The organism is Pseudoalteromonas sp. SG41-2 (genome assembly GCF_014164535.1).
Lineage (GTDB): Bacteria > Pseudomonadota > Gammaproteobacteria > Enterobacterales > Alteromonadaceae > Pseudoalteromonas > Pseudoalteromonas rhizosphaerae.
Genome location: NZ_JACJFK010000010.1, coordinates 17,972 through 43,866 on the forward strand (window position 1 = coordinate 17,972; position 25,895 = coordinate 43,866).

Annotated in this window: 27 protein-coding genes; 21 read left to right on the plus strand and 6 right to left on the minus strand. The window is 40.7% G+C overall.

Going from position 1 to position 25,895, the window contains the following annotated elements; translation table 11 throughout:
• Positions 1-16: 16 nt before the first annotated feature.
• Entirely contained in the window at positions 17-1,066 is a 1,050-nt protein-coding gene (gene rsgA / locus H5186_RS09570) for a ribosome small subunit-dependent GTPase A (RefSeq protein ID WP_145242444.1), read from the minus strand.
• A 234-nt stretch (positions 1,067-1,300) separates the two neighbouring features.
• Positions 1,301-2,869, minus strand: coding sequence for a nitric oxide reductase transcriptional regulator NorR (gene norR, locus H5186_RS09575; RefSeq protein WP_182739930.1), 1,569 nt, complete (start codon positions 2,867-2,869; stop codon positions 1,301-1,303).
• A 166-nt stretch (positions 2,870-3,035) separates the two neighbouring features.
• On the opposite strand from norR, the gene H5186_RS09580 reads away from it, so the two are divergent.
• Both H5186_RS09580 and hmpA read left to right on the plus strand, forming a co-directional pair.
• The gene (locus H5186_RS09580) at positions 3,036-4,268 is read left to right on the plus strand and encodes an NnrS family protein (RefSeq protein WP_182739929.1); all 1,233 of its coding nucleotides are present in this window, start codon (positions 3,036-3,038) and stop codon (positions 4,266-4,268) included.
• Positions 4,269-4,278: 10 nt separating this feature from the next.
• Positions 4,279-5,460, plus strand: a complete 1,182-nt coding sequence (gene hmpA / locus H5186_RS09585; RefSeq protein WP_182739928.1) for an NO-inducible flavohemoprotein — start codon at positions 4,279-4,281, stop codon at positions 5,458-5,460.
• 67 nt (positions 5,461-5,527) lie between these two features.
• On the opposite strand, the gene H5186_RS09590 is transcribed toward hmpA, so the two are convergent.
• The gene (locus H5186_RS09590; RefSeq protein WP_145242452.1) at positions 5,528-6,181 is read right to left on the minus strand and encodes an endonuclease; all 654 of its coding nucleotides are present in this window, start codon (positions 6,179-6,181) and stop codon (positions 5,528-5,530) included.
• A gap of 112 nt (positions 6,182-6,293) precedes the next feature.
• On the minus strand, positions 6,294-7,010 hold the full coding sequence (locus H5186_RS09595) for a hypothetical protein (protein ID WP_182794411.1): 717 nt from the start codon (positions 7,008-7,010) through the stop codon (positions 6,294-6,296).
• Between the two features lie 167 nt (positions 7,011-7,177).
• On the opposite strand from H5186_RS09595, the gene H5186_RS09600 reads away from it, so the two are divergent.
• Positions 7,178-7,558 (plus strand): hypothetical protein, encoded by a 381-nt coding sequence (locus H5186_RS09600; RefSeq protein WP_145242456.1) that lies wholly within the window; start codon positions 7,178-7,180, stop codon positions 7,556-7,558.
• Here H5186_RS09600 and H5186_RS09605 read toward each other — a convergent pair.
• Positions 7,555-7,998 (minus strand): PaaI family thioesterase, encoded by a 444-nt coding sequence (locus H5186_RS09605; protein ID WP_149980420.1) that lies wholly within the window; start codon positions 7,996-7,998, stop codon positions 7,555-7,557. The genes H5186_RS09600 and H5186_RS09605 overlap by 4 nt on opposite strands.
• 121 nt (positions 7,999-8,119) lie before the next feature.
• On the opposite strand from H5186_RS09605, the gene H5186_RS09610 reads away from it, so the two are divergent.
• From H5186_RS09610 to H5186_RS09635, 6 genes are all read left to right on the plus strand, one after another.
• The gene (locus H5186_RS09610) at positions 8,120-8,914 is read left to right on the plus strand and encodes a hypothetical protein (protein ID WP_182739926.1); all 795 of its coding nucleotides are present in this window, start codon (positions 8,120-8,122) and stop codon (positions 8,912-8,914) included.
• A 74-nt stretch (positions 8,915-8,988) separates the two neighbouring features.
• Positions 8,989-9,606, plus strand: a complete 618-nt coding sequence (gene lexA / locus H5186_RS09615; protein WP_145237778.1) for a transcriptional repressor LexA — start codon at positions 8,989-8,991, stop codon at positions 9,604-9,606.
• A gap of 421 nt (positions 9,607-10,027) precedes the next feature.
• Complete coding sequence (gene coxB / locus H5186_RS09620) at positions 10,028-11,170, plus strand: cytochrome c oxidase subunit II (protein ID WP_182718542.1); 1,143 nt, start codon at positions 10,028-10,030, stop codon at positions 11,168-11,170.
• Complete coding sequence (ctaD, locus tag H5186_RS09625) at positions 11,170-12,768, plus strand: cytochrome c oxidase subunit I (RefSeq protein ID WP_145237784.1); 1,599 nt, start codon at positions 11,170-11,172, stop codon at positions 12,766-12,768. The genes coxB and ctaD overlap by 1 nt, the downstream gene beginning before the upstream one ends.
• A complete protein-coding gene (locus H5186_RS09630; RefSeq protein ID WP_182794412.1) occupies positions 12,768-13,295 on the plus strand; it encodes a cytochrome c oxidase assembly protein in 528 nt (175 codons plus the stop codon). The genes ctaD and H5186_RS09630 overlap by 1 nt, the downstream gene beginning before the upstream one ends.
• A 35-nt stretch (positions 13,296-13,330) precedes the next feature.
• Positions 13,331-14,206 (plus strand): cytochrome c oxidase subunit 3, encoded by an 876-nt coding sequence (locus tag H5186_RS09635; protein ID WP_182739924.1) that lies wholly within the window; start codon positions 13,331-13,333, stop codon positions 14,204-14,206.
• Here H5186_RS09635 and H5186_RS23310 read toward each other — a convergent pair.
• Positions 14,106-14,420 carry a DUF2909 domain-containing protein gene (locus H5186_RS23310; RefSeq protein ID WP_149980424.1) on the minus strand — a complete coding sequence of 105 codons (315 nt, stop codon included), beginning with the start codon at positions 14,418-14,420 and terminating at the stop codon, positions 14,106-14,108. The genes H5186_RS09635 and H5186_RS23310 overlap by 101 nt on opposite strands.
• A 12-nt stretch (positions 14,421-14,432) precedes the next feature.
• Between H5186_RS23310 and H5186_RS09645 the strand changes: the two genes are divergently transcribed.
• From H5186_RS09645 to cheD, 12 genes are all read left to right on the plus strand, one after another.
• Positions 14,433-15,173 carry an SURF1 family protein gene (locus H5186_RS09645; protein ID WP_145237798.1) on the plus strand — a complete coding sequence of 247 codons (741 nt, stop codon included), beginning with the start codon at positions 14,433-14,435 and terminating at the stop codon, positions 15,171-15,173.
• On the plus strand, positions 15,170-15,664 hold the full coding sequence (locus H5186_RS09650) for a transmembrane cytochrome oxidase associated protein (RefSeq protein WP_182718545.1): 495 nt from the start codon (positions 15,170-15,172) through the stop codon (positions 15,662-15,664). The genes H5186_RS09645 and H5186_RS09650 overlap by 4 nt, the downstream gene beginning before the upstream one ends.
• Before the next feature lie 17 nt (positions 15,665-15,681).
• The gene (locus H5186_RS09655) at positions 15,682-16,671 is read left to right on the plus strand and encodes a heme A synthase (RefSeq protein ID WP_145237805.1); all 990 of its coding nucleotides are present in this window, start codon (positions 15,682-15,684) and stop codon (positions 16,669-16,671) included.
• Between the two features lie 8 nt (positions 16,672-16,679).
• The gene (cyoE, locus tag H5186_RS09660; protein ID WP_182794413.1) at positions 16,680-17,588 is read left to right on the plus strand and encodes a heme o synthase; all 909 of its coding nucleotides are present in this window, start codon (positions 16,680-16,682) and stop codon (positions 17,586-17,588) included.
• Positions 17,585-18,208 (plus strand): SCO family protein, encoded by a 624-nt coding sequence (locus tag H5186_RS09665; RefSeq protein ID WP_182718548.1) that lies wholly within the window; start codon positions 17,585-17,587, stop codon positions 18,206-18,208. The genes cyoE and H5186_RS09665 overlap by 4 nt, the downstream gene beginning before the upstream one ends.
• A 168-nt stretch (positions 18,209-18,376) precedes the next feature.
• A complete protein-coding gene (locus H5186_RS09670; protein WP_149980677.1) occupies positions 18,377-18,649 on the plus strand; it encodes a lipid asymmetry maintenance protein MlaB in 273 nt (90 codons plus the stop codon).
• A gap of 9 nt (positions 18,650-18,658) precedes the next feature.
• Entirely contained in the window at positions 18,659-19,021 is a 363-nt protein-coding gene (locus H5186_RS09675; protein WP_145237813.1) for a response regulator, read from the plus strand.
• A 15-nt stretch (positions 19,022-19,036) separates the two neighbouring features.
• Positions 19,037-21,124: a chemotaxis protein CheA gene (locus H5186_RS09680; protein ID WP_182718549.1), complete on the plus strand. Its 2,088-nt coding sequence runs from the start codon at positions 19,037-19,039 to the stop codon at positions 21,122-21,124.
• Positions 21,121-21,606 (plus strand): chemotaxis protein CheW, encoded by a 486-nt coding sequence (locus tag H5186_RS09685; protein WP_149980428.1) that lies wholly within the window; start codon positions 21,121-21,123, stop codon positions 21,604-21,606. The genes H5186_RS09680 and H5186_RS09685 overlap by 4 nt, the downstream gene beginning before the upstream one ends.
• A gap of 47 nt (positions 21,607-21,653) precedes the next feature.
• Complete coding sequence (locus H5186_RS09690; protein ID WP_182794414.1) at positions 21,654-24,341, plus strand: methyl-accepting chemotaxis protein; 2,688 nt, start codon at positions 21,654-21,656, stop codon at positions 24,339-24,341.
• 121 nt (positions 24,342-24,462) lie between these two features.
• Positions 24,463-25,284: a protein-glutamate O-methyltransferase CheR gene (locus H5186_RS09695; RefSeq protein ID WP_182718551.1), complete on the plus strand. Its 822-nt coding sequence runs from the start codon at positions 24,463-24,465 to the stop codon at positions 25,282-25,284.
• Positions 25,277-25,894, plus strand: a complete 618-nt coding sequence (cheD, locus tag H5186_RS09700; protein WP_182718552.1) for a chemoreceptor glutamine deamidase CheD — start codon at positions 25,277-25,279, stop codon at positions 25,892-25,894. The genes H5186_RS09695 and cheD overlap by 8 nt, the downstream gene beginning before the upstream one ends.
• Position 25,895: the final 1 nt, after the last annotated feature.

A 25,895-nucleotide genomic window follows, 5' to 3' on the forward strand; every position in this document is an offset into this window, starting at 1 on the left:
GACTGAGAAAAATTAATTAACGTCCTTTTAAATTACGCATGTCTGCTTGTACGTTACGATAAAACCGACCTAAGCTTCTATCTTGGCTACGTAATTGCGCAAGGCTCTGAGTATTGCGTTGCTGCTCTTTTAACAGTTTTTGATAATTAGTGATACGCCGCTGCGTTAATAAGCCTTTTTGTAACGCAGCTAGCACCTGACAACCGGGTTCTAGCTGATGACTACAATCGGCAAATCGACACTGCTGCGCCAGTTCACTTATATCGTTAAAAGTAAGCTCTACACCTTGTTGACAGTCACTTAGTTGCAGCTCGCGTATGCCGGGAGTATCGAGTAACAGCGCTCCTACGTTAAGAACATGCAATGCTCGATGAGTCGTGGTGTGGCGACCTTTGCTGTCGTCCTCGCGAATTGCACCAGTGTCACTTAGCTGCTGTTCACATAAGCTATTAACTAAGCTGGATTTACCTACACCCGAAGACCCAACAAAAGCTAATGTTTGACCTTTGCCGCACCATGGCATTAATTGCTCAACACTGCCACGCTCTAATGCATTAACAGACAGCACGGTTAAGTGATTATCAAGCGCTGTTAGTTGTGCTATATGTTGCTCTGGTGCTGCACATTGATCGCGTTTGGTCAGTACAACAACGGGTAAACACTCACTTTGATATGCTAACGCTAAGTAGCGTTCAAAGCGGCTTAGATTGAAATCTTGATTATGCGAGCTGACAATAAACAAAGTATCAATATTAGCGCCAATAAGCTGTTCACTTAATTTACTTCCCGCACTTTTGCGACTGAGCAATGTTAAGCGCTCAAGCAATCGGGTAAACAGCCAGTGTTCGTTGTGTTGCGTAAGTAATATCCAGTCACCCACAGTTAAGGGGGGATGATCTGAATTTACCAATACCTTGTGGCAACCCTGCTCACTCTGTACAACAAAGTGGTCGCGATGGTAGGTAATGATCCGTGCAATCAGTGTGTGCTCTAAATCATTGAGCGTAAGTTGTTGTTGGAAAAATGCGCGCCAACCCAGTTGGCTTAAACTTAAATTAGTATTCATATAACCCCATTACTGCAAAGAGTAAAAATAACAAAGGGGTTTGCTGTTAAATTTTAGCTATCAACAGCGCCCCGGCTAATGGCCGGGCAAAACTTAATATTAAAAAATAAAATTAAGCACTTACTTGCCCAGCAAGGGGGTTTAATACAATCATCAAATATCTCCTGTTTAGATGTTTATTGTGGTTTTACACCAGTTGGCACTATAGCCAAGTTTGGGTGAATAAAATACACATTAAATAGATTTTTTTACTGTAATACCAAGACGTTTGGCTAATCGCACTAAGTTAGCGCGATCAACTTTTAATGTTCGTGCTGCACTGGCCCAGTTGTAATTATGTTGTTCTAGCTGTTGGCTGATTAAATGCTGAGTAAATGTATCCGTTGCTTGTTTGAGCGAGAAATTTTGTTTATTTATGTTATTGTTATCGGCAGTTGTTAATGCGACAGGCGTTGGGTTATTTGTACTTAGGTTAAGTTCACAATGAGCAGGTTCAATAGTAATTATTGCTTGCTGCCACTGGCTTTGTTTGGCTTTTAATGCTGCACGGCTGATCACATGCTCAAGTTCTCGCACATTTCCCGGCCAGTCATATTGAGTGAGTAGTAGTTGCGTTTCGACGCTGAGTTTGAGTTGTTTGATAGCTAGCTTACGGGCTGTTCTTTCAACAAAGTAACCTGCAAGTAAAATTACATCGTTTTCGCGTTGTTTAAGTGGCGCAACGTTGAGCGGGTAAACACTTAACCGATGATATAAATCGGCTCGAAAACGCCCTTGAGCGACTTCGTTTTTTAAATGCCTGTTTGTAGCCGCAATAACCCTTACATCGACGTATTTTACTTCATCTTCGCCAACCGTTTGGATTTCACCACTTTGTAAGACGCGCAATAGTTTACTTTGCATGGCAAGTGGCAGTTCACCAATTTCATCTAAAAATAAGGTGCCACCATCAGCCAGCTGAAACTTGCCTTGACGTGCATTATGGGCGCCAGTAAATGCGCCTTTGGCGTGGCCAAAAAATTCACTTTCGGCGAGATTCTCTGGTAATGATGCACAATTTAAGTGAATTAACGGCATTTCGCTACGCTTTGAATGAAGATGGATATTGCGTGCTACTAGCTCTTTACCTACCCCGGTATCACCTTGGATCAAGACACTAAACTCAGAAGCCGCCACTAGTTTTATATCGCTTCGAAGGGCTTGCATGGCCGTGCTTTGGCCGATGATCTCTGCACCATCGCGGGTAAGCGCTTCGCGGTTTAGCTCTTGCACTAAAGCGCTACTATGTTGCGCGTGGTTTTGATATTGCTGCAGTTTTAATACAGTTTGCAAATGCGCGGTGCAAAGCGTACCTAGTTGAGTAAATAGCTCAAGGTCAAAACTGTCGAATGCATTTGCATCGAGACTGTCGAGGGTGATCACCCCGAGTAAGTTATCGTCGCTATCAAGTAGAGGGATGCCTAAGCAAGCATGAACAGGAATATCGCCAGCTTTGCTCGATAGTAAACCGTCGTACGGATCAGGAATTGGGCAATCATGGGCAAACTGTAATGGTTGCTTAGCGTTGCAAATGGCATGTAAACGTGGATGCTCGTTTATTACAAAGCGTCGTCCTAGGGTGTCAGGCGTCAGTCCATGAATAGCTTGTGGTTTTAACACATCGCCTTGTAAGGTAAGCAGTGCAATAGCGTCACTGGGTATTACTTGTTTGATACACTGAATTAACTGCTGAAAAGGCTGCTTTTGGTCGCTCACTTTAGCAAGCACAAGGGCGACATTAAGTAAGCTTTGTTTATCTACCATGTCAAAATGACTCAAATGTGTTTTTATCTTATTTAAAGGTGAGTCATAAAGACTTTTTTGTCAATAGCAAAATAGTTAATATGTTGAATAATAAGCAGTTTAAATCTTGGCTCGGCTTGTGCAATAGCGTGTTATAAATACCTAGATAGATGAGTCTAATACGCTGATGCGAGCAATCAATTTAACCGAACCAATGCCCAAAAAAATGCGTTTTTATCAAGTCAGTCAATGGCCGTTATGGATGTTAGCATTTCGGCCCTACTTTTTAGGAGCTGGCTTATTGGCCGTTTTGTCGATTAGTTATTGGTTACTCATTTTAACAGGCCATGCCAGATGGCAATTGACTATGCCAGCAACACTTTGGCATGCCCATGAAATGATGTTTGGCTTTGCAGGCGCTGTAGCTGTGGGGTTTTTATTAACCGCAGCACAAACTTGGAGCGGGGTTGCGAGTATTAATGGTCGTAAATTGATGTTGCTAACCCTAGTGTGGCTAGCAGCTCGTGTTGCGTTTTTTATTACCAGTGCAGGTATTGAAAACTTTAGTTTATATGCGGTGTTATTGTTCCAATTGCTTTGGTGGTTAGGTGCAGTTATGGCGCTGGCTAATATGCTCCTTAAAGCTGGCAATAAAAATAACTACCAATTTTTACTGATGCTAAGCGCATTGTGTGTGCTCAATATTATTTATTTATGCTTAGCAATACAACAAAACATGCTACTTGCATTGGCAGTCGCCGATACCGCAGTACTAGTAATGACCTTACTTGTCGGTGTGGTGGCTGGGCGGGTATTACCTTTTTTTACTGCTCGTGGTCTTGGTTTAGCGGAGCAAGTGCGTACTCCTCGTTTAGATAAAGTGCTGCTTTACAGCTCATTGTTTGCTGTCGCGCTTTATTTTATCAGCCAATTATTTATAGCAAGCGTTAATCCTGGTTGGGCATTGGCTGTTGTTGCTGTAGTGCATTTAAGTCGCTCATTGTTGTGGTGGAATAATCAAATACTCAAAGTACCACTGTTATGGTCGTTGCACTTCTCTTATCTAGCTCTTGGGCTTGGTTTAGTATTGCTTGCGCTGAGTTTTTACAGCTCGGTTATTTTGTTTAAAGACGCGCTGCATATGATCACTATAGGTACGATTGGCATGATGATCTTAGCGATGATGACGCGGGTATCTCATGGTCATACTGGCCGCCCTTTAACTATTCCTCACTTTATGGCTGTGGCGTTTGCTTTAGTGTTTATTGCAGCAATTATTCGTTCGTTATTACCTGTTGTTATTGGGCCACACATCGCATGGCAGCTGAGTGCTGTACTGTGGATCGTGGCATTTTTATTGTTCTTATTCCACTGTATTCCTATTTTAACGCGGCGTCGTGTTGATGGGCGTCGTGGTTAAAGGAAGTTGTATGTTATCTGATAAAACCATTGAAATAGTAAAAAGCACAGCGCCTTTATTGGCGCAGGCGGGCACCGTTGTCACGGAGCATTTTTATAACCGGCTGTTTAGTCATAACCCTGAGCTGCAGGATATTTTTAATATGGCCAATCAACGTAGTGGCCGTCAGCAATTTGCATTATTTAATGCCTTGGCTGCGTATGCTCAAAATATTGATAATTTAGCCGTATTAAAAGAGGCGCTGGCACGCATTAATCATAAGCATACCAGCATGCATATTTTACCTGAGCATTATCCAATAGTTGGCGGACACCTGATTGGCACTTTAAAAGAATTGATCCCTGAGCAATTTACAGCTGAAGTTGAATATGCATGGCGTGAGGCTTACGCACTACTTGCTGATATTTGTATTACCGAAGAAGCGGCGCTATACGAGCACAGTAAAAATAACCACGGTGGCTGGTCGGGTACTAGAGCATTTGTTATTGCTAAAAAACAGCCTGAATCAGAGTTAGTAACCAGTTTTACTTTAGTGCCAGTCGATGGTAAAGCGGTAATGACTCATAAACCAGGGCAGTATTTAGGTATCAAAGTAAAACCAGCTTATGCACAGTATAGTGAGATACGCCAATACTCTATTTCTCAGCAAAGTAATGGTGAAAATTACCGTATTAGCGTGAAAAAAGAGTTATTGCCAGCAGCGGGGATTGTATCTAATTATTTGCACTCACTTGATGTGGGCAGCGTTGTGGAGCTTTATCCACCGGCTGGAGACTTCTTTTTACGCGCAAATAAAAAACCTGTGGTATTAATTTCTGCGGGCGTTGGTCAAACACCGATGCTGGCAATGTTACAAACATTATTATGTGATACATCGAATCAAGCGGTCACCTATTTACACGCCTGTGAAAATATCCTGCAGCATTCATTTAGTCAGTTTTTGGCGGAGCAAGCCGCGGCGCATACTCGATTAAATTACTACACTTGGTTTAATCAAGGTGGCGAGGGAGCTGAGTTTACTGGATTGATGAATGTCAGTGCTGTTGCTGAACAGCTTCCGCTTGAAGAAGGTGACTTCTACATCTGTGGCCCTACGGGGTTTATGGCTGCAATTAAACAGCAATTACTCGTATTAGGAGTCGCTGCTGAGCGTATTCACTACGAGGTGTTTGGCCCACATCAAGATATTTAATGACGAAACTAAATGTAGGTTTTAAGTGAAAAGGCGCTAAATGCGCCTTTTTTATGGTTTTGGCTACTTAAAGTACAGCATTGCTATTTTTCGCTGCTAAAGCTTGGTTTTGCCATGCGGTAAATAATTTTTGTTGCTTGTCGGAAATTTTTAAACCATAGGTTTTTTGCATATAAAAATAAGCATCGGCAATGCGTTTTCGTGCATAAAAGGGCGGCTCTACCACACGCTGTTTAAAATCTACCTTTACCTGGCAGCGACCATATTGGCTTGCATTACCTGCAATCATGCCAAAGCTGTAATTAGATCGGTCTGCGTTTATTTCACCAATTGCCGGAGCGAGATTATTTATATCAGCTTCCATTTTCCGAAATTGCGCACTGACTTTAATGCAATTTTTTCGGCCGCCATCTTGCCAGCATTGTAGCTGGTGACCAAATTCCCATGCAGACACAATATGTTCCCACTCAATCCGAGTTGCGCGCGCATTTGGTTTGCCTGAACGAGTAACCGCATTGCGAGGCACATAACCACATGCATTTGGGTCGGGCACCAGTTTTTTACCTTGGCGTTTAATATTACAGCCACAATAGAGGCTGGTGGCGTTATCAGGAAGGGTTTTGATGAGGTGTTTTTTTGCGCTGTAAAAACTGGTGAATTGTTCTGCATAAAGGTTAAAACTCACACAACACAATACCAGCGCAATAATTAAATGCGGCATATCCAATCACTTTAGTGAACTACAGGAAGCGCTAGTTTAGAGCGATTATTCAAAAAGTAAATCGCTTAACTGTGTGATGTAGTGGGAATTTTAACTCATCTCTAAGGTAAGGTTAGCTACTTGGGCGACGGGAAGTACGTTTTCTAAAACGGATATTCTGTAGTAATAAAATAAAGCCAGTTAAACAAAACAATACGCTACTGGCTGCAAAACTTATTAATAATGGGTTATTAAAATCTTCACGTTGCTCATAGTCCATTATGTGTAACATCCAGAAAAAATCGAAAATTCGCCAAATTGTGCTGCGAACAGTAATAACTTGGCCGCTATCAGCGGATAAATATAGTGTGGTGTTAAACGTATCGTCAAAATTTACTTGCCAAATATTTTCTTTAAAGCCAACTTCGCGAGTACCTTTAGCTAGTTTGATCACGTCTGTTACTTGCGCATTAATTAATAGATGAGCTTGGGCATTGGCAATAATTTGCGCTTTACTCGGTGCTACCAAAGGACGGCCAGTAACTCCGTTAAAGCTGTACTCACCGTTACTGTTGCTCACAATAATGGTAGGGATTGTTAAAAAGTGACTATAACTAATTTGTCTTGGTTGAGTAATTTTTGCAACGATATTATCAACTGAGGCTAGATAATCAGCTTGTTTGAATGGGTTATTTAATTGCCGCGCAGCTAAATGTTTACCGTGAACTTTTTCAAGCGGTATAGCACTCATAATTAAACCACCGAGTAACCATGCAAAAATTTGTAGCGCTAATAAGTAACCTAACCATTTGTGAAACTTACGCGCATGTTTAAAAATGCGTTTATCCATAGTGACTACCTGTTTGTTATTAGTGCGGTATTCTATAAATTATATTGAGTTTGCCAATGTGGCAAATTGTCGCATCAACAAAATAAAACTAGCTACTCTAGATTTGGTATATACGCAAAATTAGGTTAAAGTTTGCGTTGTTATTAACGCAGGGTAAAAATGAAACAATGTCGGAAATTCAATTTTTAAATGTAGATCTAGAGCTTGAATCAAAGCAAGATATTAGTTTGTTAGTTGCAGACTTAAAAAAAAGTGCTGTGGTTTTGCATTACGATAAAGATGAGTACCGTCAACTAGCACGTATTGAGTCTAATGAAGACGTTATCTCACCAGATAAAGCGATTAACCACTTATGTGAGTTAATTGAATCTTGCTCACGCAATGCATTAAAGCAGTGGTTATCATGCTCAAAGCGCACCTTTGATATTGGCTTTGAATCAGGCACTTCGCCAAAATGCTTTAATCAAGCGCTCAGTGCCGATACTTTATTGCGTATTTCTGCTATTGGCGCAGGTATTGAAATTACAATTTATCCACTTTCAAGTTAGCCTTTTCGCTCTACAATTGCTGCGGTCATTCTTGATACGCAGCACAGTTCTCCACGACTATTGGTGATTTTTATTTCCCATACGGATGTACGCTTGCCTAAGTGTAGTGGTGTTGCTATCGCGGTTAATATACCATTACGTGATGCTTTTAGATGATTGGCATTGATCTCCTGGCCAACACAATAAAACTTTGTAAAATCAACAGCAAAGTTTGCAGCATAACTCGCCACCGTTTCTGCAAGTACAACATTTGCGCCGCCATGCACCATACCCATAGGGTTATGATGAGCTGGGATCGCGGGCATCGTTGCTACTAAATAATCATCGCCTATTTCACTTATTTCAATGCCCATGGTTTTCATCAATGTGCCTTGACCACTTATGCCGTCATCAAGTTGCTTACATTGTGCTAGGGTGATCGGTTGATACCAAATACTCATCTGTCTACCTCACTAAGTTATTTACTAAATCAGTCTACACTTTTAAACATTTTCCTACAGTTAAGATCATAAAAATAGATAAAATGTACCTATATTATCTAACTGTTAATGGATCTTAAGGATGAAAGTAAAGGTATTTGGATGTGGTGCAATATTATTAATGAGCCTTGTTGCTCAGCCGCAGGCTGTTGCTAGTACCCAACATCAACTCGATATTGGTTTTACCGATTTAGCTGGTTTAGATGAATCTTTTTTAGGCGCACGGTATCGATATTTTGCGCAAGATCTTGAATCGTTGACTGGTCCATACGAGCTAAAAGCGTATTTAAATCAAGTCAATAATTATGCTATTGGTGGGTTTGCTAATGATGATTTTAGCTATTTAAATGCCGATGCTGCCATCTATGGTCCCGCAGGATTAGTTATTAGTGCCAGCGCGCAGCGCCTCTGTGAGGATAATAGCTATTGGCAAAATACTGATTATTTAGTGAGTGCCGCTGTTGGTAAGCAAATGAATGAGCAGTTACAACTAGGGTTCAATATATATTACAGTCGCTTAGAGCGCCATGATATGTGGTTTGGCAAAGATAATGAAAGAGTCGCGGTTGAATGGACTTATGCTCCTTATGTTCGTTGGACAAATATAGTTAGCAATCAAGGTTGGGATTTAGAGCTAAAGCAATTGGCAGGGCGTTATCGTTATGTGCAGGGGCAGGCGGTTTATTATGTAAATCAAGCATGGTCAGTGGGAGTCGTTGCTAATATTCGTAATCAGAAAAATCTAAAAGACAACTATGAACTGCAAACGCAATATTGGTTTAATCAACATGTAGCATTAAAGTTTGGTCTTGGATCTGCGCTTGATTCTGGAAGTGGTTTAAATAGTATGAGCTTGTTATTAACGGCGCGATTTTAAGCCAATTTATATTTGCGATTTTCAGATAACTGTATATACTCACAGTTAAATGTACTGTATGGAAAACCAGTTGTATGCGCCCATTAACGAATCGCCAAGCTCAAATTCTCGAACTTATTAAAGTTTTTATTAAAGATACCGGTATGCCGCCAACCCGTGCTGAGATTGCGCAAACGTTAGGTTTTAAAAGTGCTAATGCAGCGGAAGAACATTTAAAGGCATTAGCGAAAAAGGGCGTTATTAAAATGAAGCCCGGTGCCAGTCGAGGTATTCAGTTAGTTGAAGAGGATGAGCCGGAACAACTTGGTTTACCTCTAATAGGCAGAGTTGCCGCTGGTGAGCCTATTTTGGCAGAGCAGCATGTTGAAAGTCATTGCAAAATAGATCCACTCTTGTTTAAACCGGCTGCTGATTTTTTACTGCGTGTGCAAGGCATGAGTATGAAAGACATTGGTATTATGGATGGCGATTTATTGGCTGTACACAGCACTCAAGTTGCTGAAAATGGCCAGGTGGTGGTTGCCCGTGTTGATGACGATGTAACAGTAAAACGCCTTGAAAAAGCAGGTAAAAAAGTTTTTTTACATGCTGAAAATGATGAATTTTCACCGATTGAAGTGGATCTTGAACATGAATCTTTCAATATTGAAGGGTTGGCTGTTGGGGTGATCCGCAACGCTGATTGGATGTAAATTTTTTGATCTATATTTTGCACCAAATTGGTGAAGTTTGGTGCATTTAATTTTTTACCGCTTTAATGGCTAGATTTTATACTTAGCTATAGCGTCCTAAGCCCTATCAAATCTACTTACCAGCTACTTTTAGCCCTCTAATATTATCCCTAATTACAAAATAACGCGCTGATTTTTAGCTGTTATTTATGCACCAAAAAAGAATTTAATTGCTCTTAAAACTTGCTAATTGTTCGTTTTTTAACTAATTGGTTAATACACTGTGTTAACAGCTACTTTAAAAGTCTAACAATTTTGCTCAATAGCATAATTTAGGGTTGCGTTAATATTCAGTAACAATAAAAAATAACGAATTGGCGCGAATAAAGCTGTGCCGCCTTTTCGCTTTGCGTTTTGCAATAGCATTTAAAGGAGCCGTCACATGGGTAAATTGAGCTCTACCTTGTGGCTTATATTGTTTGTTCTACCGCAGCAAGTATTGGCTAATAGCCAGTTTAATATGCGTAAGGGCGTAACAGATATAAGTAATGATGTTTATCAGCTGCACATGACAATATTTATTATATGTTGTGTGATTGGGGTCATCGTGTTCGCCGTGATGTTTTGGGCACTGATCCACCACCGTAAATCTAAAGGGGCAAAACCAGCCCAATTTCATGAAAGTACTAAAGTTGAAATCCTTTGGACGGCAATCCCATTTGTGATTTTAATTGCCATGGCTGTTCCCGCCACTAAAACCTTAATTTCGATGGAAGACGCCAGTAAGGCTGATCTCACCATTAAAATTACTGGTTCTCAATGGAAGTGGCATTATGAGTATATGGGAGAAGATGTTTCTTTTTACTCTATTTTAGCTACCCCGCAAGAACAAATTACCAACCAAGCAGATAAATCAAGCACCTATTTACTAGAGGTTGATAAACCTTTGGTGTTGCCAATTAATCAAAAAGTACGATTTTTAATGACCTCAGACGACGTTATTCATTCTTGGTGGGTGCCTGATTTTGCAGTGAAAAAAGATGCTAACCCTGGGTTTATCAATGAAACTTGGACCAGAATTAATGAAGAGGGCATTTATCGAGGGCAATGTGCAGAACTATGCGGAAAGGATCATGGCTTTATGCCTGTGGTGGTTGAAGCTAAATCTGAGCAAGCATTTGCAAACTGGCTGAGCGAAGCTAAGCAGGCAAAAGCAAACGCTGCAATTGCTGATGCTGCCTTATTAGATCAAACATTACCAAAAGAAGAATTAATGACACTCGGCGAGCAAGTCTATATGGCCAGTTGCGCTGCGTGTCACCAACCAACAGGTATGGGCTTACCGGGGGTTTTCCCTGCGCTCAAAGGCAGTCCGGTAGTATTAGGAGATATTAAAGATCATATTGATGTAGTGCTTCATGGTCGCCCAGGTACCGCTATGCAAGCATTTGACAAGCAGTTATCAATCAAGCAGCTAGCAGCTGTGATCACCTATAAGCGTAATGCATGGGGCAATGACACTGGGGATGTAATTCAACCGAGTCAGATACAAGCCGCGATTGATGCAACTTCGGAGGCTAAATAATGAGTAGCGTAACAGAGCAACAACATGATCAAGCTGCACACCATGATGGACATCATCATCCTGCGAAAGGTTTTAAACGCTGGCTTTATACTACTAACCATAAAGATATCGGAAGCTTATATTTAATTTTTTCGTTGACGATGTTTTTAATTGGTGGCGCCATGGCGATGGTGATCCGCGCAGAGTTATTTCAACCTGGCTTACAGTTAGTAGAGCCTCACTTTTTTAATCAAATGACCACAGTACATGGCTTGATCATGGTCTTTGGTGCCGTTATGCCGGCCTTTACAGGATTGGCTAACTGGATGGTACCACTCATGATTGGCGCACCAGATATGGCATTACCACGGATGAATAATTGGAGCTTTTGGATTTTACCTTTTGCTTTTATTATTTTACTGGCATCCCTATTTATGCCAGGTGGTGGCCCGGCATTTGGCTGGACTTTTTATGCACCACTGTCAACAACTTACAGTAACGATAATACCGCATTATTTGTTTTTGCTATTCACATCATGGGTATTAGTTCAATTATGGGCGCAATCAATGTGATTGTAACTATCGTTAATTTACGTGCGCCAGGTATGACTTGGATGAAGCTGCCGCTGTTTGTGTGGACATGGCTTATCACCGCTTTTTTATTGATTGCTGTGATGCCGGTATTGGCCGGTGCTGTGACTATGGTATTGACTGATAAGTATTTTGCAACCAGCTTTTTTGATGCTGCTGGGGGCGGTGATCCGGTGATGTTCCAGCACATATTTTGGTTTTTTGGTCACCCTGAAGTGTACATTATGATACTGCCAGCCTTTGGCATTATCTCGACTATAGTGCCGACCTTTTCACGTAAAAAATTATTTGGTTATGCCTCTATGGTATATGCCACATCTTCGATTGCTTTACTGAGCTTTATAGTTTGGGCGCATCATATGTTTACCACAGGTATGCCTGTTGCTGGCGAATTATTTTTTATGTATGCCACTATGCTGATATCGGTGCCAACTGGGGTCAAAGTATTTAACTGGGTAGCCACCATGTGGCGTGGTTCGATTAGTTTTGAAGTGCCTATGTTATTTAGTATTGCGTTTATTGTGTTATTCACTTTAGGTGGTTTCTCTGGGTTGATGCTGGCGATTACTCCTGCTGATTTTCAATACCATGATACTTATTTTGTGGTGGCGCATTTTCATTATGTGTTAGTGACTGGGGCGATATTTTCAATTATGGCCGGGGCGTATTATTGGCTGCCAAAATGGACGGGAAATATGTTCAATATCACCTTGGCTAAATGGCATTTTTGGTTGTCGTTAGTGAGCGTGAATGTATTGTTTTTCCCTATGCACTTTGTTGGTTTGGCCGGTATGCCACGCCGGATTCCTGACTACGCACTGCAATTTGCAGACTTTAACGCGATTATTAGTATTGGTGGCTTTGCTTTTGGTTTATCACAATTGTTATTTGTGGTTGTAGTATTTAAGTGTGCACGAGGCGGCGATAAAGTGCCCGCCAAAGTGTGGGATGGTGCTGAGGGTTTGGAATGGGAGGTGGCATCGCCTGCGCCTTATCATACTTTTGAAACGCCACCGGAGATTAAGTAATGAGTCATGCACCACTGCTTAAGCGCTTAGTTTTAATATGTCTTGGCATGTTCGCTTTTGCGTTTGCTTTGGTGCCGTTGTACGACGTTTTTTGTGATGTAACAGGCCTTAATGGTAAGCCTTCGTTAGAGCAAGCAAAGCAAAGTACGAGTGTTAATGAGGCACGAGAAATCGACGTAAGCTTCACAACTCATGCGCAAAGTGGAGCGCCATTTGAGGTGCAATCACATGAGTATAGTGTGGTAGTAAAGCCCGGAGCTATGCGCGAAGTGCTGTTTAGAGCAAAAAATACCAGTAATGAAGATAAAGTTATGCAAGCGGTACCGTCGGTGTCTCCAGGCAAAGCAGCTAAGTATTTGCATAAAATGGCTTGCTTTTGTTTCGATCAACAACCTTTGAAAGCAGGTGAAGAAGTGGAATTTAAACTGCTTTTTTATGTTGATACGCAATTACCTGAAGATGTTGAAGAGTTAACTTTGTCTTATACCGTGTTTGATATTAGCGGGCAGGTAGTGGCTAGTAATTAGGTTGCCAAGCTAATAGCTAATTAGGAGCAAACAAAATGGATAAAAATTACGAAAAATATTATGTTCCCGCGCAAAGTCCGTGGCCAATAGTTGGCGCATTTGCGATGTTTTTTATTGCTGTTGGTGCAGGTCTTACCGTAATGCAAGCAAGCAGCGGCGGTGGTGCTGGCCATTATGTGCTTTACGCAGGAATTGGTGTGTTGCTGTTTATGCTATTTCGCTGGTTTAAAAATGTCATTGAAGAGTCTGATCAAGGCTTATATTCAGCGCAAATGGATCGCTCGTTTCGTCAAGGTATGAGCTGGTTTATTTTCTCTGAAGTAATGTTTTTTATGGCTTTTTTCGGTGCCCTTTTTTATGCCCGGATGATCTCTGTGCCTTGGCTTGGCGGCGCCGGAAATAATGCCATGACCAATGAGGTACTGTGGCCTACTTTTGAAGCAATCTGGCCATTAGTTACTACACCTGGTGGTAGTACGACACAGGCTATGGGTTGGCAGGGATTGCCGCTGATCAACACATTAATATTACTAACCTCGTCGGTTACCTTACATTTTGCTCATGTAGGCATGGAGAACAATAAGCGTGGGCCATTAAAAGTATTTATGGCACTGACAATCTTATTAGGGGTCTGTTTTTTAGGGCTGCAAGTCGTAGAGTATATGCATGCTTATCAGGATTTAGGACTGACCTTAGATGCTGGCGTATATGGCAATACTTTCTTTTTACTAACCGGCTTTCATGGCATGCATGTGACCTTAGGAACTATTTTATTATTAGTCATGCTGATCCGTATTTTAAAGGGCCACTTTAGCCCAGATAAACATTTTGCGTTTCAAGCCGCAGCTTGGTATTGGCATTTTGTTGATGTGGTGTGGTTGTGTTTATTTGTGTTTGTATATGTGCTGTAACTTTATCAATTGGTGATGAGTTACTGTGGATGAAACCTAGTTTAAGGGCTGCAATAACAATTACTAAGACGATAACAGAAAACAGCACACGACGGCCTAAATAGTGAGACATAGGCCGTCCATCTGTTTTACCCGATACCATAATAAATAAGGCACGGAACAAGTTAAAAAGTATAAATAGTAGCAACAGTACGATAATAATTTTAATAATCACTGGGTCACCTTTATGCAGTTAATTTTATGGCGTAAACAAAAGCTTAGCTCAATTATTACCATTTGCGTGGTAACCATTGTGGTATTGGTATGTTTACGCCTAGGGTATTGGCAATTACAGCGAGCTGAAAGTAAAACTGAGCAATTAACACAAATAGCAGCCCTGCAAAGTCAGGGAGTAATGAGCTGGCAGCAAATGCAGCAACTGCCTAGTGATTGGAATAAAACGGGCTTGCAGATAAGTATCTCTGGAGTGCTAGATACGCAGCAATATTGGTTGTTAGATAATCAAGTTTACCAAGGTCAGGTTGGCTACGATGTACTTACCTTGCTGCGTTTACAGCAAAGTAAGCAAACTCTGTTGGTGAATTTGGGTTGGGTTAAAGCACCACTTACTCGCCAGCAACTCCCTAGTATAAACCTACCATCGACTCCTTTGGCAATGACCGTGCAATTAAAGCAAGGAAAGCTCAGTGGCTTTACTTTGCAAGATGCACAACACAAGACGGATACAGCATGGCCCAAGCGCGTACAAATTATCGATTTAGCATTGTTTTCACAGCAAACAGGTCGCGACATGATTGACTTTATTGGTTATCGGCAAGGTATCGCGGATGAGATTGCTGCGCCGCATTACCAAGCTGTGGTGATGAGCCCCGAAAAACATCAAGCCTACGCAGTGCAATGGTTATTGATTGCGATTGCCTGCCTTGTTATTGCTGTATTTGCTTTTAAAAAGAAGGAATTACAATGAAAAACAATCCGTTATTAATATTTATTGGCTGTTGTTTAGTGCCTTTAATACTGGCGTATTTGGCGTTAAAGCTTGAGTGGATACCTAGTGCATCGAGTAATAAAGGGGAATTTTTAAAACAGGAAATAAAACTACAAGATTGGAAAAAAACGGAGCATAAACAATGGACTATTGCTTTAAATCACCCAGCACAATGCCAACAAGCTTGTGCACAGCAGTTACAAGCACTAGAGAACCTCTACATCGCTCTTGGTAAAAATCAAGGTAAAGTCGATGTAGCCATCCTTGGCCAGACACAGCAAAAAGAGCTGCCATGGCGTCAGTTACCTGAGGTTGATGTACTGCAACCAGCTAGTTTATATCTAATTGATCATATGGGCTTAGTGGTCTTGCAGTATCCTTACCATAGTGAGCCACAGCAAAACCGTTTGACTCAAAAAGGACTGTTAAAAGATTTAAAAAAATTACTTAACTATTCGCGTTCTAGCTAATTTAAGGAGTGCCAATTATGTATAAAAACTATAAACATTTGGTATTAGCCACTTTTATGTTATCGATCTTAGTTGTTGGCTTAGGGGCTTATACGCGCTTGAGTGATGCCGGATTGGGTTGTCCGGATTGGCCCGGTTGCTATGGCTTTTTGACGGTACCCAAGCATGAGGCTGATTTAGCCCATGTAGAGCAAACCTACCCAGATATGATGTTCGAAACCGCTAAAGCGTGGAAAGAAATGATCCATCGCTATTTTGCCGGCACGTTAGGTTTACTTATTTTAGCGTTATTTATATTGGCTTTATTAAAACGTCAATATCCAACCACGCCAATTAAATTACCCTTACTATTACTAATACTGGTGGTGTTTCAAGCGGCTTTAGGGATGTGGACCGTCACCATGAATTTACAGCCGCTGATTGTATTGGGGCACTTATTAGGTGGATTTAGTATTTTATCATTGGTTACATTATTGTATTTACGGCTAACGGCAAAACCAATTTTTGGCGGCGACGCCCCAGCTCGGCGTTACTTTAAACTTAGTCTAGTCGCATTAGTGGTGTTGGTATTGCAAATAGCGCTAGGCGGTTGGCTTGCTGCTAATTATGCGGCGCCGCACTGCAATGGCTTGCCATTGTGTAGTTACGGACAGCCGTTTTCATTGAGTAGTGTATTTCAGTTGCCATTAGAGCAAAGTACTTATGAATATGGTGTACTTTCACAGCAGGCTAGAATGTCGATCCATTTATTACATCGAATGTGGGCGTTAGTTACCTGTGTAGTATTAGCGCTGATCATGTGGCGCATTTATAGCCGTGCTGTGTCGAGAAAAATAAAGCATTGTACAGTCTCCGTATTGGTCGCGTTGCTGTGTCAAATTTGTTTGGGCTTGGCGGTTGTGCACTGGCATTTCCCGCTCGGCGTTGCGCTGGCACATAATTTAATGGCTGCCATACTATTGTTAACAGTCGTTCGTTTATGTTTTTACTTAAAAGCACGTACATAGGGGCAGTTATGACACCATTAATAGCAATAACAAAGTTAGCACCTAGCCAAATTAGCGGCTTAATAAATGATTATTTAGCGATCAGTAAATTTAAAGTAGTCGCGATGTTGGTATTAACAGCATGGGTTGGTTTAGCGCTGGCACCCGATGTTGGTCGTGGTATTGGCGTACAGTTTATTAGTTTACTGGGGATTGGCTTGTTATCCGCAGCAGCTGCGGTGATCAATCATGTGGTTGATAGCGAAATAGATAGCAAAATGGCACGTACACGCCATCGGCCAGTGGCGAAGGGGCGGTTATCTAAACTGCATGCTTTAAGTTTTGCTACTGTTATTGGGGTGAGTGGTTTCATTATGTTGATGATCTGGGCTAATACTTTAACCGCTGTATTAACCTTATTTGCGTTAGTTGGTTATGCGTTTATTTATACCTCCTTTTTAAAGCGTGCAACGCCACAAAATATTGTTATAGGAGGGCTGGCCGGTGCCATGCCGCCGTTGTTAGGGTGGGTATCAGAAACCGGGCATATGGCAGCGGCTCCTTGGTTATTGGTGATGATCATATTTACTTGGACTCCGCCGCATTTTTGGGCGCTGGCAATTGCTCGCAAAAGTGATTACGAACGCGCTAAGATCCCCATGTTGCCAGTCACTCATGGTATTGATTTTTGTAAAACCTGTGTAGTTGCATACTCTATTTTATTGGCTTTGGTATGTGTATTGCCTTATTTAATTGGTATGTCGGGGCTCATTTATTTAATTGCTGCGACATTACTTAATGGGATTTTCATCTATAAAGCGGTAAAACTAAAAATAGCGGGGAATGACGATAAAGCAATGGATTTATTCCGTTTTTCAATTATTCATTTAATGATACTCTTTGTCGCCTTATTTATAGATAAATGGTTCGTTATATGAATAGCTTAGCAGTTAAGCGTGGGGGGAGAGTGTGGTTGGCGTTAAGTTTATTGCTGTTAACAGCTTGTAGTGACAGCGCTATGCCTGACGTTGAAGCTTTGGTATATGAACAAGCCAAACCTTTGAGTGATTTTACTTTACAAGATCAAAATGCTCAGCCAGTAACTAAGCAAACATTGCAAGGTCAATGGAATTTAGTGTTTTTAGGTTATACCAGTTGCCCAGATATTTGCCCTCTGACATTAGCTAAACTCAATGGTGTTTATAAAGCGTTGAAAGATGAATACCCATTACAAATTTGGTTTTTAGCGGTCGATCCAAAACGCGATACAGTCGCTAAACGTAAAGCCTACATTGATTATTTTAATCCTGATTTTTTAGCGGTCTCAGGGGAGCATAAAGATTTATTCCCACTAGTTAGAGAGCTAGGTTTAATTTACGCAATTAGCAATAGTGATGAGCAAGAATATGCCGTTGACCATAGTGCTTCAATTGCGATGGTTGACCCTCAAGGAGCGGTAAGAGCCATATTTAAACCTGAATTTAAACAAGGCAGTGTGCCGTTAATTAATGCTAAATTATTAATAACTGAGTTTAAACAGATTGCGGATCATTATTAATAGCATAAGTATACTTTAATTCTTTTCGAGGAGCGATGAGCTCCTTTTTTGTTTTTCTTTTATCCCCAGCAAATAATTTCACTCTTTTTTCAACGCATTTATGGCATTTTTACTAACTCAGTCTAAGCTTTTGTTATGAATTGGTTAAACATGGAAAGTGCGAACAATATGATGAAGCTTCCCGCTGAACTAGCAATCACCCAAGTTGAAAACTTACACCAAGATTTATTACAAGAATTACACCGCAATGATGATGTTTGTTTAGACATTAGTGAAGTTGTACGCGTAGATACTGCCTCTATTCAACTATTGTGTGCTCTGCAAAAGCACTTGCTGTGCGTCCATCACAAAATTATTTGGGTTGGGCAAAGTGAGCCTTTAAAAAATGCCATTAGTCGCTTAGGCCTAAGTGAATATCTGATACTTGAAAATGTAGATTAAGGGGTTCATATGAAAAGAATTTTAGCCGTGGATGATTCGGCATCAATGCGTCAAATGGTGAGTTTTACACTGAAAAAGGCGGGTTTTGATGTCACTGAGGCAAAGGACGGAAGTGAAGCACTTAGCATCGCAAAACAACAAGGTTTTGATGCTGTTATTTCAGATGTAAACATGCCAGTGATGGATGGTATTACTTTGATCAGGGAGTTACGCACCTTACCAAACTATAAATTTACGCCATTGCTAATGCTAACAACAGAATCAGGTATGGACAAAAAAGTAGAAGGGAAAGCTGCTGGTGCAACAGGCTGGATAGTTAAACCTTTTAATCCTGAACAGTTATTAGCGGTTTTAAAAAAAGTAATTCGCTAATCTAGGGGACGGGGTATGAGTATAGATTTAAGTCAATTTTTTGAAGTCTTCTTTGAGGAAAGTTTTGAAGGCTTAGATGCGATGGAAGCTGAGTTATTAAACTTAGTACCTGGCGAAGAAGATTTAGAAACAATCAATACCATTTTTCGTGCTGCGCATTCTATCAAAGGCGGCAGTGGTACATTTGGTTTTAACTCTGTGTCTGACTTTACTCATGTGCTAGAAACCCTATTAGATCAAATTCGTGAGGGGAAACGAGAGCTTACCGCAGAGCATGTTAACCTATTACTTAAATCTGTTGATTGCTTGCGGGAGTTACTTCGTGGCTTACAAGCAGAGCAAGAACCTAATTTAGAAGAAGCAATTGCACTGAGAATTAAGTTTGAACAGATTTTAGGAGTAAACCAAGCCGAACAAAATAAACTGGAAGTCACTGCTAGCCCCGCTCAACTTGCGCTAAACACCTATCAGATTGATTTTAAACCACATCATCATTTATTTAAAACAGGCAATGAGCCACTTTATATGATCAGTGAGTTGGCTGAATTGGGCGATTTAGAGACTCAAGCTTTCAATAATGAGATCCCTGACATTGCTGATTTAAGTCCCGACGATTGTTTTTTATCTTGGCGATTCTTTTTAAACACAGCAAAAGATGAGAGTGCGATTCGAGAAATATTTGAGTGGGTTGAAGATGATGCTGATATTACCATCGCGTTGTGTGGAGGGTTATTTGCTGATGATGATGCGCAAATTACAACACCTGATGTAATTGAGGAAAACTCTAATTCAACTTCAGCCCCTGCAGTTGTCAATGTTGCTGCGGTTAAACCAATAAAAAAAGGCACTGCGGTCAAAGCAAGCACTCCAGCTGCAGAATCTACTTCAATCAGAGTAGGCATAGATAAAGTTGATTCATTGATCAATATGGTTGGAGAGCTGGTTATCACTCAAGCCATGTTGAGCCAAATTGGTCAACAAGAGATCACCGAAGCGACTATCGCCTCTTTGCAGGAAGGCTTAGCGCAATTGGCCCATAACACTCGTGATTTACAAGAAAATGTAATGCGTATCCGAATGCTGCCAATCAGCTTTGTATTTAGTCGTTTTCCGCGTTTGGTGCGAGATATTTCGCAAAAACTGAATAAGCAAGTTGAGCTAAAACTGTTAGGTGAACAGACCGAGCTTGATAAAACCGTAATGGAAAAAATATCAGATCCTATGGTGCACTTAGTACGAAATTCGCTGGATCATGGGCTAGAAACGGTTGAACAGCGCCTTGCTGCAGGTAAAGACCCAGTCGGTACAGTCACACTTAATGCATTTCACCAAGGTGGCAATATTGTTATAGAGATCATGGATGACGGACAAGGCCTTAATACTGTAAAGATTAAACAAAAAGCGGTTGCTAATGGGCTCGTAAGCGAAGCTGATGAGTTAGATGATGATGAAATTAATGAGCTCATTTTTATGCCCGGTTTTTCAACCGCAGATGAGGTAAGTGACATATCCGGACGTGGTGTTGGTATGGATGTGGTCAGGCGTAATATCCAATCACTTAATGGCTCGGTTGAAGTGTCATCTGCTGCAGGTGTTGGGTCTACCTTTACTATTCGCTTGCCACTTACTCTGGCTATTTTAGATGGTCAGTTAGTGAGGGTTGCAAAGCACACCTATATTATTCCATTAATATCTATTGTTGAATCATTACAAATTGATATCAATAAAGTCAGTCGAGTGGGTAAAGACTTAGACGTACTTAGACTGCGTGATGAATACATTCCTATCTTGCGTTTATACAGTATTTTCAATCATCAAGGTGCGATAGAAGCGCTTGATAAAACCTTGTTAGTGGTAGTTGAAAGCGATAATCAAAAAATTGGTTTGTTAGTTGATGATTTATTGTCACAGCAACAAGTAGTGATTAAAAGTTTAGAAGCTAATTACCAAAAAGTAGATGGCGTGTCAGGTGCCACTATATTAGGGGATGGTCGGGTTTCGTTGATTGTCGATATCAGCGGCTTAATTAAATTATCAGGATTAAGAAAACCCGGTAGCCAAGAATTGATTATTGAATCGCAAGCTAACTTGGAGGCTTCATGATCTCTGCGCACAGCGAATTAAATAACAAAATAATGCTTGAACAGGGCCAAGGAGTTAAGCAGTTTTTAACCTTTATTATGGCTGATGAAGAATACGGTGTTGATATTTTAACTGTTCAAGAAATTCGTAGTTGGGAGGAGATCACCGAGATCCCGAATGCCCCAGATTATGTAAAAGGGGTGATTAATCTACGTGGCACCATAGTACCTATTTTAGATCTTAGATTACGGTTTGGCTTAGCGACGATTGACTATGGACCGTTAACAGTGGTGATCGTAGTGAAAGTAATTTTTGAGCAAAATAGCAAGATTATGGGAATGGTAGTCGATGCCGTATCTGATGTTTACAGTATTGTAGAGCAAGATGCGAAGACGGTGCCTAACTTTAGCGGCTCAGAGAATGCTGAATTTATCGCAGGGTTAGTGAATGTCGGTGAGAAGATGGTCGCGTTATTGGACCTGCAAAAAACAATGGATATTTAGCCAAATACTAAATATAGCAAATGGTGATCAACAAGAAGGTGATGGGCATGGGGTGGTTTAGTAATTCTAAAAAATCAAATAATGATTTAATCGTTACGGCATTAAATAAGTCACTTGCGGTGATTGAGTTTGAGCCTAGCGGCATAATTATTACGGCGAATAATAACTTTTTAGATGTAATGGGTTACCCCTTAGAAGAAATTCAGGGCCAGCATCATTCAATATTTGTATCTAAAAAAGAAGCTCAGAGCAGTGAATATAAAAGCTTTTGGCAAAGCTTGAAAGGCGGAGAGTTTATTGCTGATGAGTTTAAGCGGATCAGTAAAAGTGGCAAAGAAGTGTGGATCCAAGCAACTTATAACCCCGTTAAGGATGAGCATGGAAATGTTATAAAAGTTGTGAAATTTGCCAGTGATATTTCGGCGCAAAAGATGGTCGCTGTTGAAGCTGCGGGGCAAATTGCTGCTATTAGTAAATCTCAAGCGGTGATTGAGTTTGATTTAGATGGCAGCGTGTTGACCGCGAATGACAACTTTTTGCAGACATTTGGTTATCAGTTAGAGGAAATAGTCGGACGGCATCATCGTATATTTATTGAGCCTGAGGTTGCTAAAAGTGAGCAATACCAACTGTTTTGGCAAAAATTAGGCCGTGGTGAATTTGACTCCGGTGAGTATTTACGTATTGCTAAAGATGGCAGTGAAGTATGGATCCAAGCATCTTATAATCCAATATTTGATCTCAGTGGCAAACCTTATAAGGTGGTTAAATATGCGACAGACATCACAGCTCAAAAAGAATTAGAAAAAGAATCAAAAAGGGATGCTGATCTATCGAGCGCATTAACGATCTGCCAGGCGAGTGTGATGATGGCAGACAATGATTTACAGATAGTGTTTGCTAATAATCAACTAAAACAAATGCTCCAAGCCAGACAAGGTGAGCTGCAGAGTGTACTAGGTGATTTTTCCGTCAATAGTATAGTGGGCTCAAGTATTACGGCATTTTTTGAAAATACAGCACAGCAGGCTCAGTTGTATACAAACTTGACCGACTCTATTGAATCAAAACTAGAAATTGCATCGTTAATTTTTAATATTATTGCGACCCCTTGGTTTAATAAAGAAGGTAAACGATTAGGAACTATAATTGAGTGGCAAGATTTAACCGAAAGTATTAAAAAAGCGACTGCTGAAAAACGTGCTGCTGAAGAAAATCTTAGGGTGCGTCAAGCCCTGGATCGAGTTGCAACAAATACCATGATTGCAAATACTAAAAACGATATTATTTATATGAATGAAGCAGTGCAAAATATGATGCGCAACGCTGAGCAAGATTTACGTCGCGATTTACCTAATTTTGATAGTAGCCAGTTATTAGGGCAAAACATTGATGTATTTCATAAAAATCCAGCGCATCAACGCAATCTGTTAAGCAAGCTAACCGATACTTACAGTGCAGAGATACTGGTTGGCGGGCGCACTTTTGGTTTAGTTGCTAACCCTATTTTTAACTCAGAAAATGAACGAATCGGCACTGTGGTGGAGTGGGAAGATCGAACAGCCGAAGTCGCAATAGAAAAAGAAATTGCTGACTTAGTCAGCTCTGCACGCAAAGGTAATCTAGACGCTCGTGTTACAGAGCAAGGTAAGGGCGGTTTCTTTTTACGTTTAGCTAAAGGTCTAAATGGTTTAATTGGTATTGTTGATGATGCTGTCACCGGTACTGCTAATATGCTTGATGCGATGGCCAATGGTGATTTATCAAAACGGATAGAGCAAGAGTATCAGGGGTCGTTTGAAAAACTCAAGCGTGATGCCAATACCACGGCTGATAAATTAACGGAAGTCATTAATCGTATTAATACCTCGGCAACCTTAGTGGCAAGTGGGGCAGAGGAAATATCTCAAGGCAACGCTGATCTAAGCCAGCGTACAGAAGAGCAGGCCTCATCGCTTGAAGAAACAGCATCTAGCATGGAGGAAATGACCAGTACAGTACGTCAAAATGCTGATAATGCAAAAGTGGTTAATGAATTAGCAGAAGAAACGCGCGACAAAGCGCAGCAAGGGGGCGAAGTTGTTAATCGCGCGGTGATCAGCATGTCGGCAATTAATGAGTCGAGTAAAAAAATTGCCGATATTATTAGCGTGATTGACGAGATTGCCTTTCAAACTAATTTATTAGCTCTTAATGCCGCTGTTGAAGCTGCTAGAGCTGGTGAACAAGGGCGTGGCTTTGCTGTCGTTGCCGGCGAAGTGCGTAATCTAGCGCAGCGTTCCGCGGGGGCTGCAAAAGAAATTAAAGAGTTGATCAGAGATAGCGTTGGTAAAGTTGAAGATGGCACTTTATTAGTTAATGAATCAGGAGCCACTTTAAAAGAAATTGTTATTGCAGTACAAAAAGTAACTGAAATGATATCTGATATTGCAGCAGCATCCGAAGAGCAAAGTTCAGGTATTGAGCAAGTCAACAAAGCTATTTCGCAAATGGATGAAATGACCCAGCAAAATGCGGCCTTAGTTGAGCAAGCATCCGCGGCCAGCGAGTCAATGTCAGAGCAAGCGAATGATATGACCCGGTTACTGAACTTTTTTACTATAAGTCAGCAAGACGCTGTAATTAATACTGCATCAGTAACTCCTACTACCGCGCCACCACGTAGTAATAATATCCGTAGTAAAGCGCGAGGTAATAACTTTGCTAATTCAGCTGATGAATGGGAGGAATTTTAACGTTTTTTGCAATCGGATTACTAGTTAAGCCTCTGTACTTTGAAAAATCCAGAGTCTTAACTTTTAGCAATTTTGTTAATATTCAATCGCAGCTCAGTCACGCCTATTGCGAGTAATTGTAATGAAAGAGTTTTTACTAACCGACCATGATTTCAAGCAAATAGCTGCAATAGTTTATGACGCGTGTGGCATTGTATTAGGTGATCATAAACGAGAAATGGTCTATTCACGTCTTGCTCGTCGGCTCAGAACATTGCAGCTGACAAATTTTAAACAGTATTTAGCTTATTTAGAGGCACATAAAGAGCAAGAATTTAGTGATTTTATCAATGCAATAACAACTAATCTGACTTCTTTTTTTCGTGAATCACATCATTTTGATTATTTGCAATCCCATGTAATACCAAAGTTATTAGTGACAAATAAAAGTACTCGGCGAGTTCGGATATGGTCTGCAGGTTGTTCAACTGGGGAAGAACCCTATTCTTTAGCTATGACCTTACATGGGTTATTTCCAGCCGATTGGGATGTGAAAATTTTAGCCACTGATTTGGATTCAAACGTATTAGCTAAAGCACAATCAGGTACCTACACTGCGGCTAATGTGAATGGACTTGAACAACATCAATTACAGCGCTGGTTTTTAAAAACTAAAGATGGTGAGTTATTCAAAGTTAAACCTGAATTACAGCAAAAAATTCATTTTAAGCGGTTGAATTTATTACAAGACTGGCCAATGAAAGGGCCTTTTGATGTGATCTTTTGTCGTAATGTGGTGATTTATTTTGATAAAGAAACAAAAGATCAGCTATTCCACCGTTATTGTCATATTTTAGCTGATCATGGATACCTATTATTAGGTCATTCTGAAACCATGGGAAAGGAGCATAGTGAGTTTAAAAACTTAGGTAAAACTATGTATCAGAAGGTGATTTATGGATAGTCATTTTAAGCCAGTATTACATGGCTTTGAGCATATTAAGCGGTTTTGGGACTCAGGTCAGCGGCAAGTTATTGCTAAAGTATTGCCCGGTGAATTTTACGTGTCAAAAAACGATGAGATGATTTCCACTGTGCTAGGTTCATGTATTGCAGCTTGCATTTATGATGACAAGCTTGGTGTGGGTGGCATGAATCACTTTATGTTACCGATTGAAAAAGGCGCAGAGCCAACTAGTGCGCATAACTTAAATTGTCGTTATGGTAACTGGGCGATGGAGTTTTTAATTAATGAAGTACTTAAAAATGGCGCCTCTAGGCAAAATCTAAAAATAAAACTGTTTGGCGGCGGTAAAATTATTCGCTCGATGACAGATATTGGCCTTGGTAATATTCGCTTTGCTTATTCTTATGTGCAAGAAGAAGGGCTAGAATTAGTGTCTCATGATGTGGGGGGGCCTTGGCCGCGTAAGGTCAATTTTAACCCTCAAACAGGCAAAGCACAGGTTAAAAAATTGCGCGACATGCACACTGATGTGATTGAAAAACGCGAAGTCCGTTATTTACACGATATTGAAGAACAAGATTCTAAAACCGATATTGAGTTATTTTAAG

Excerpts from the sequence above, each read along its gene's own strand:
- H5186_RS09685 (WP_149980428.1), top strand. The coding sequence starts at position 21,121 with ATGATCTCTGCGCACAGCGAATTAAATAACAAAATAATGCTTGAACAG.
- cheD (WP_182718552.1), top strand. The coding sequence starts at position 25,277 with ATGGATAGTCATTTTAAGCCAGTATTACATGGCTTTGAGCATATTAAG.
- H5186_RS09645 (WP_145237798.1), top strand. The coding sequence starts at position 14,433 with ATGCAGTTAATTTTATGGCGTAAACAAAAGCTTAGCTCAATTATTACC.
- H5186_RS09665 (WP_182718548.1), top strand. The coding sequence starts at position 17,585 with ATGAATAGCTTAGCAGTTAAGCGTGGGGGGAGAGTGTGGTTGGCGTTA.
- H5186_RS09590 (WP_145242452.1), bottom strand. The coding sequence starts at position 6,181 with ATGCCGCATTTAATTATTGCGCTGGTATTGTGTTGTGTGAGTTTTAAC.
- rsgA (WP_145242444.1), bottom strand. The coding sequence starts at position 1,066 with ATGAATACTAATTTAAGTTTAAGCCAACTGGGTTGGCGCGCATTTTTC.
- H5186_RS09680 (WP_182718549.1), top strand. The coding sequence starts at position 19,037 with ATGAGTATAGATTTAAGTCAATTTTTTGAAGTCTTCTTTGAGGAAAGT.
- H5186_RS09635 (WP_182739924.1), top strand. The coding sequence starts at position 13,331 with ATGGATAAAAATTACGAAAAATATTATGTTCCCGCGCAAAGTCCGTGG.
- H5186_RS09670 (WP_149980677.1), top strand. The coding sequence starts at position 18,377 with ATGATGAAGCTTCCCGCTGAACTAGCAATCACCCAAGTTGAAAACTTA.
- cyoE (WP_182794413.1), top strand. The coding sequence starts at position 16,680 with ATGACACCATTAATAGCAATAACAAAGTTAGCACCTAGCCAAATTAGC.
- norR (WP_182739930.1), bottom strand. The coding sequence starts at position 2,869 with ATGGTAGATAAACAAAGCTTACTTAATGTCGCCCTTGTGCTTGCTAAA.
- lexA (WP_145237778.1), top strand. The coding sequence starts at position 8,989 with ATGCGCCCATTAACGAATCGCCAAGCTCAAATTCTCGAACTTATTAAA.
- H5186_RS09650 (WP_182718545.1), top strand. The coding sequence starts at position 15,170 with ATGAAAAACAATCCGTTATTAATATTTATTGGCTGTTGTTTAGTGCCT.
- ctaD (WP_145237784.1), top strand. The coding sequence starts at position 11,170 with ATGAGTAGCGTAACAGAGCAACAACATGATCAAGCTGCACACCATGAT.
- H5186_RS09675 (WP_145237813.1), top strand. The coding sequence starts at position 18,659 with ATGAAAAGAATTTTAGCCGTGGATGATTCGGCATCAATGCGTCAAATG.
- H5186_RS09695 (WP_182718551.1), top strand. The coding sequence starts at position 24,463 with ATGAAAGAGTTTTTACTAACCGACCATGATTTCAAGCAAATAGCTGCA.
- H5186_RS09600 (WP_145242456.1), top strand. The coding sequence starts at position 7,178 with ATGTCGGAAATTCAATTTTTAAATGTAGATCTAGAGCTTGAATCAAAG.
- H5186_RS09690 (WP_182794414.1), top strand. The coding sequence starts at position 21,654 with ATGGGGTGGTTTAGTAATTCTAAAAAATCAAATAATGATTTAATCGTT.
- H5186_RS09655 (WP_145237805.1), top strand. The coding sequence starts at position 15,682 with ATGTATAAAAACTATAAACATTTGGTATTAGCCACTTTTATGTTATCG.
- H5186_RS09595 (WP_182794411.1), bottom strand. The coding sequence starts at position 7,010 with ATGGATAAACGCATTTTTAAACATGCGCGTAAGTTTCACAAATGGTTA.
- H5186_RS09630 (WP_182794412.1), top strand. The coding sequence starts at position 12,768 with ATGAGTCATGCACCACTGCTTAAGCGCTTAGTTTTAATATGTCTTGGC.
- hmpA (WP_182739928.1), top strand. The coding sequence starts at position 4,279 with ATGTTATCTGATAAAACCATTGAAATAGTAAAAAGCACAGCGCCTTTA.
- coxB (WP_182718542.1), top strand. The coding sequence starts at position 10,028 with ATGGGTAAATTGAGCTCTACCTTGTGGCTTATATTGTTTGTTCTACCG.
- H5186_RS09610 (WP_182739926.1), top strand. The coding sequence starts at position 8,120 with ATGAAAGTAAAGGTATTTGGATGTGGTGCAATATTATTAATGAGCCTT.
- H5186_RS09580 (WP_182739929.1), top strand. The coding sequence starts at position 3,036 with ATGCGAGCAATCAATTTAACCGAACCAATGCCCAAAAAAATGCGTTTT.
- H5186_RS09605 (WP_149980420.1), bottom strand. The coding sequence starts at position 7,998 with ATGAGTATTTGGTATCAACCGATCACCCTAGCACAATGTAAGCAACTT.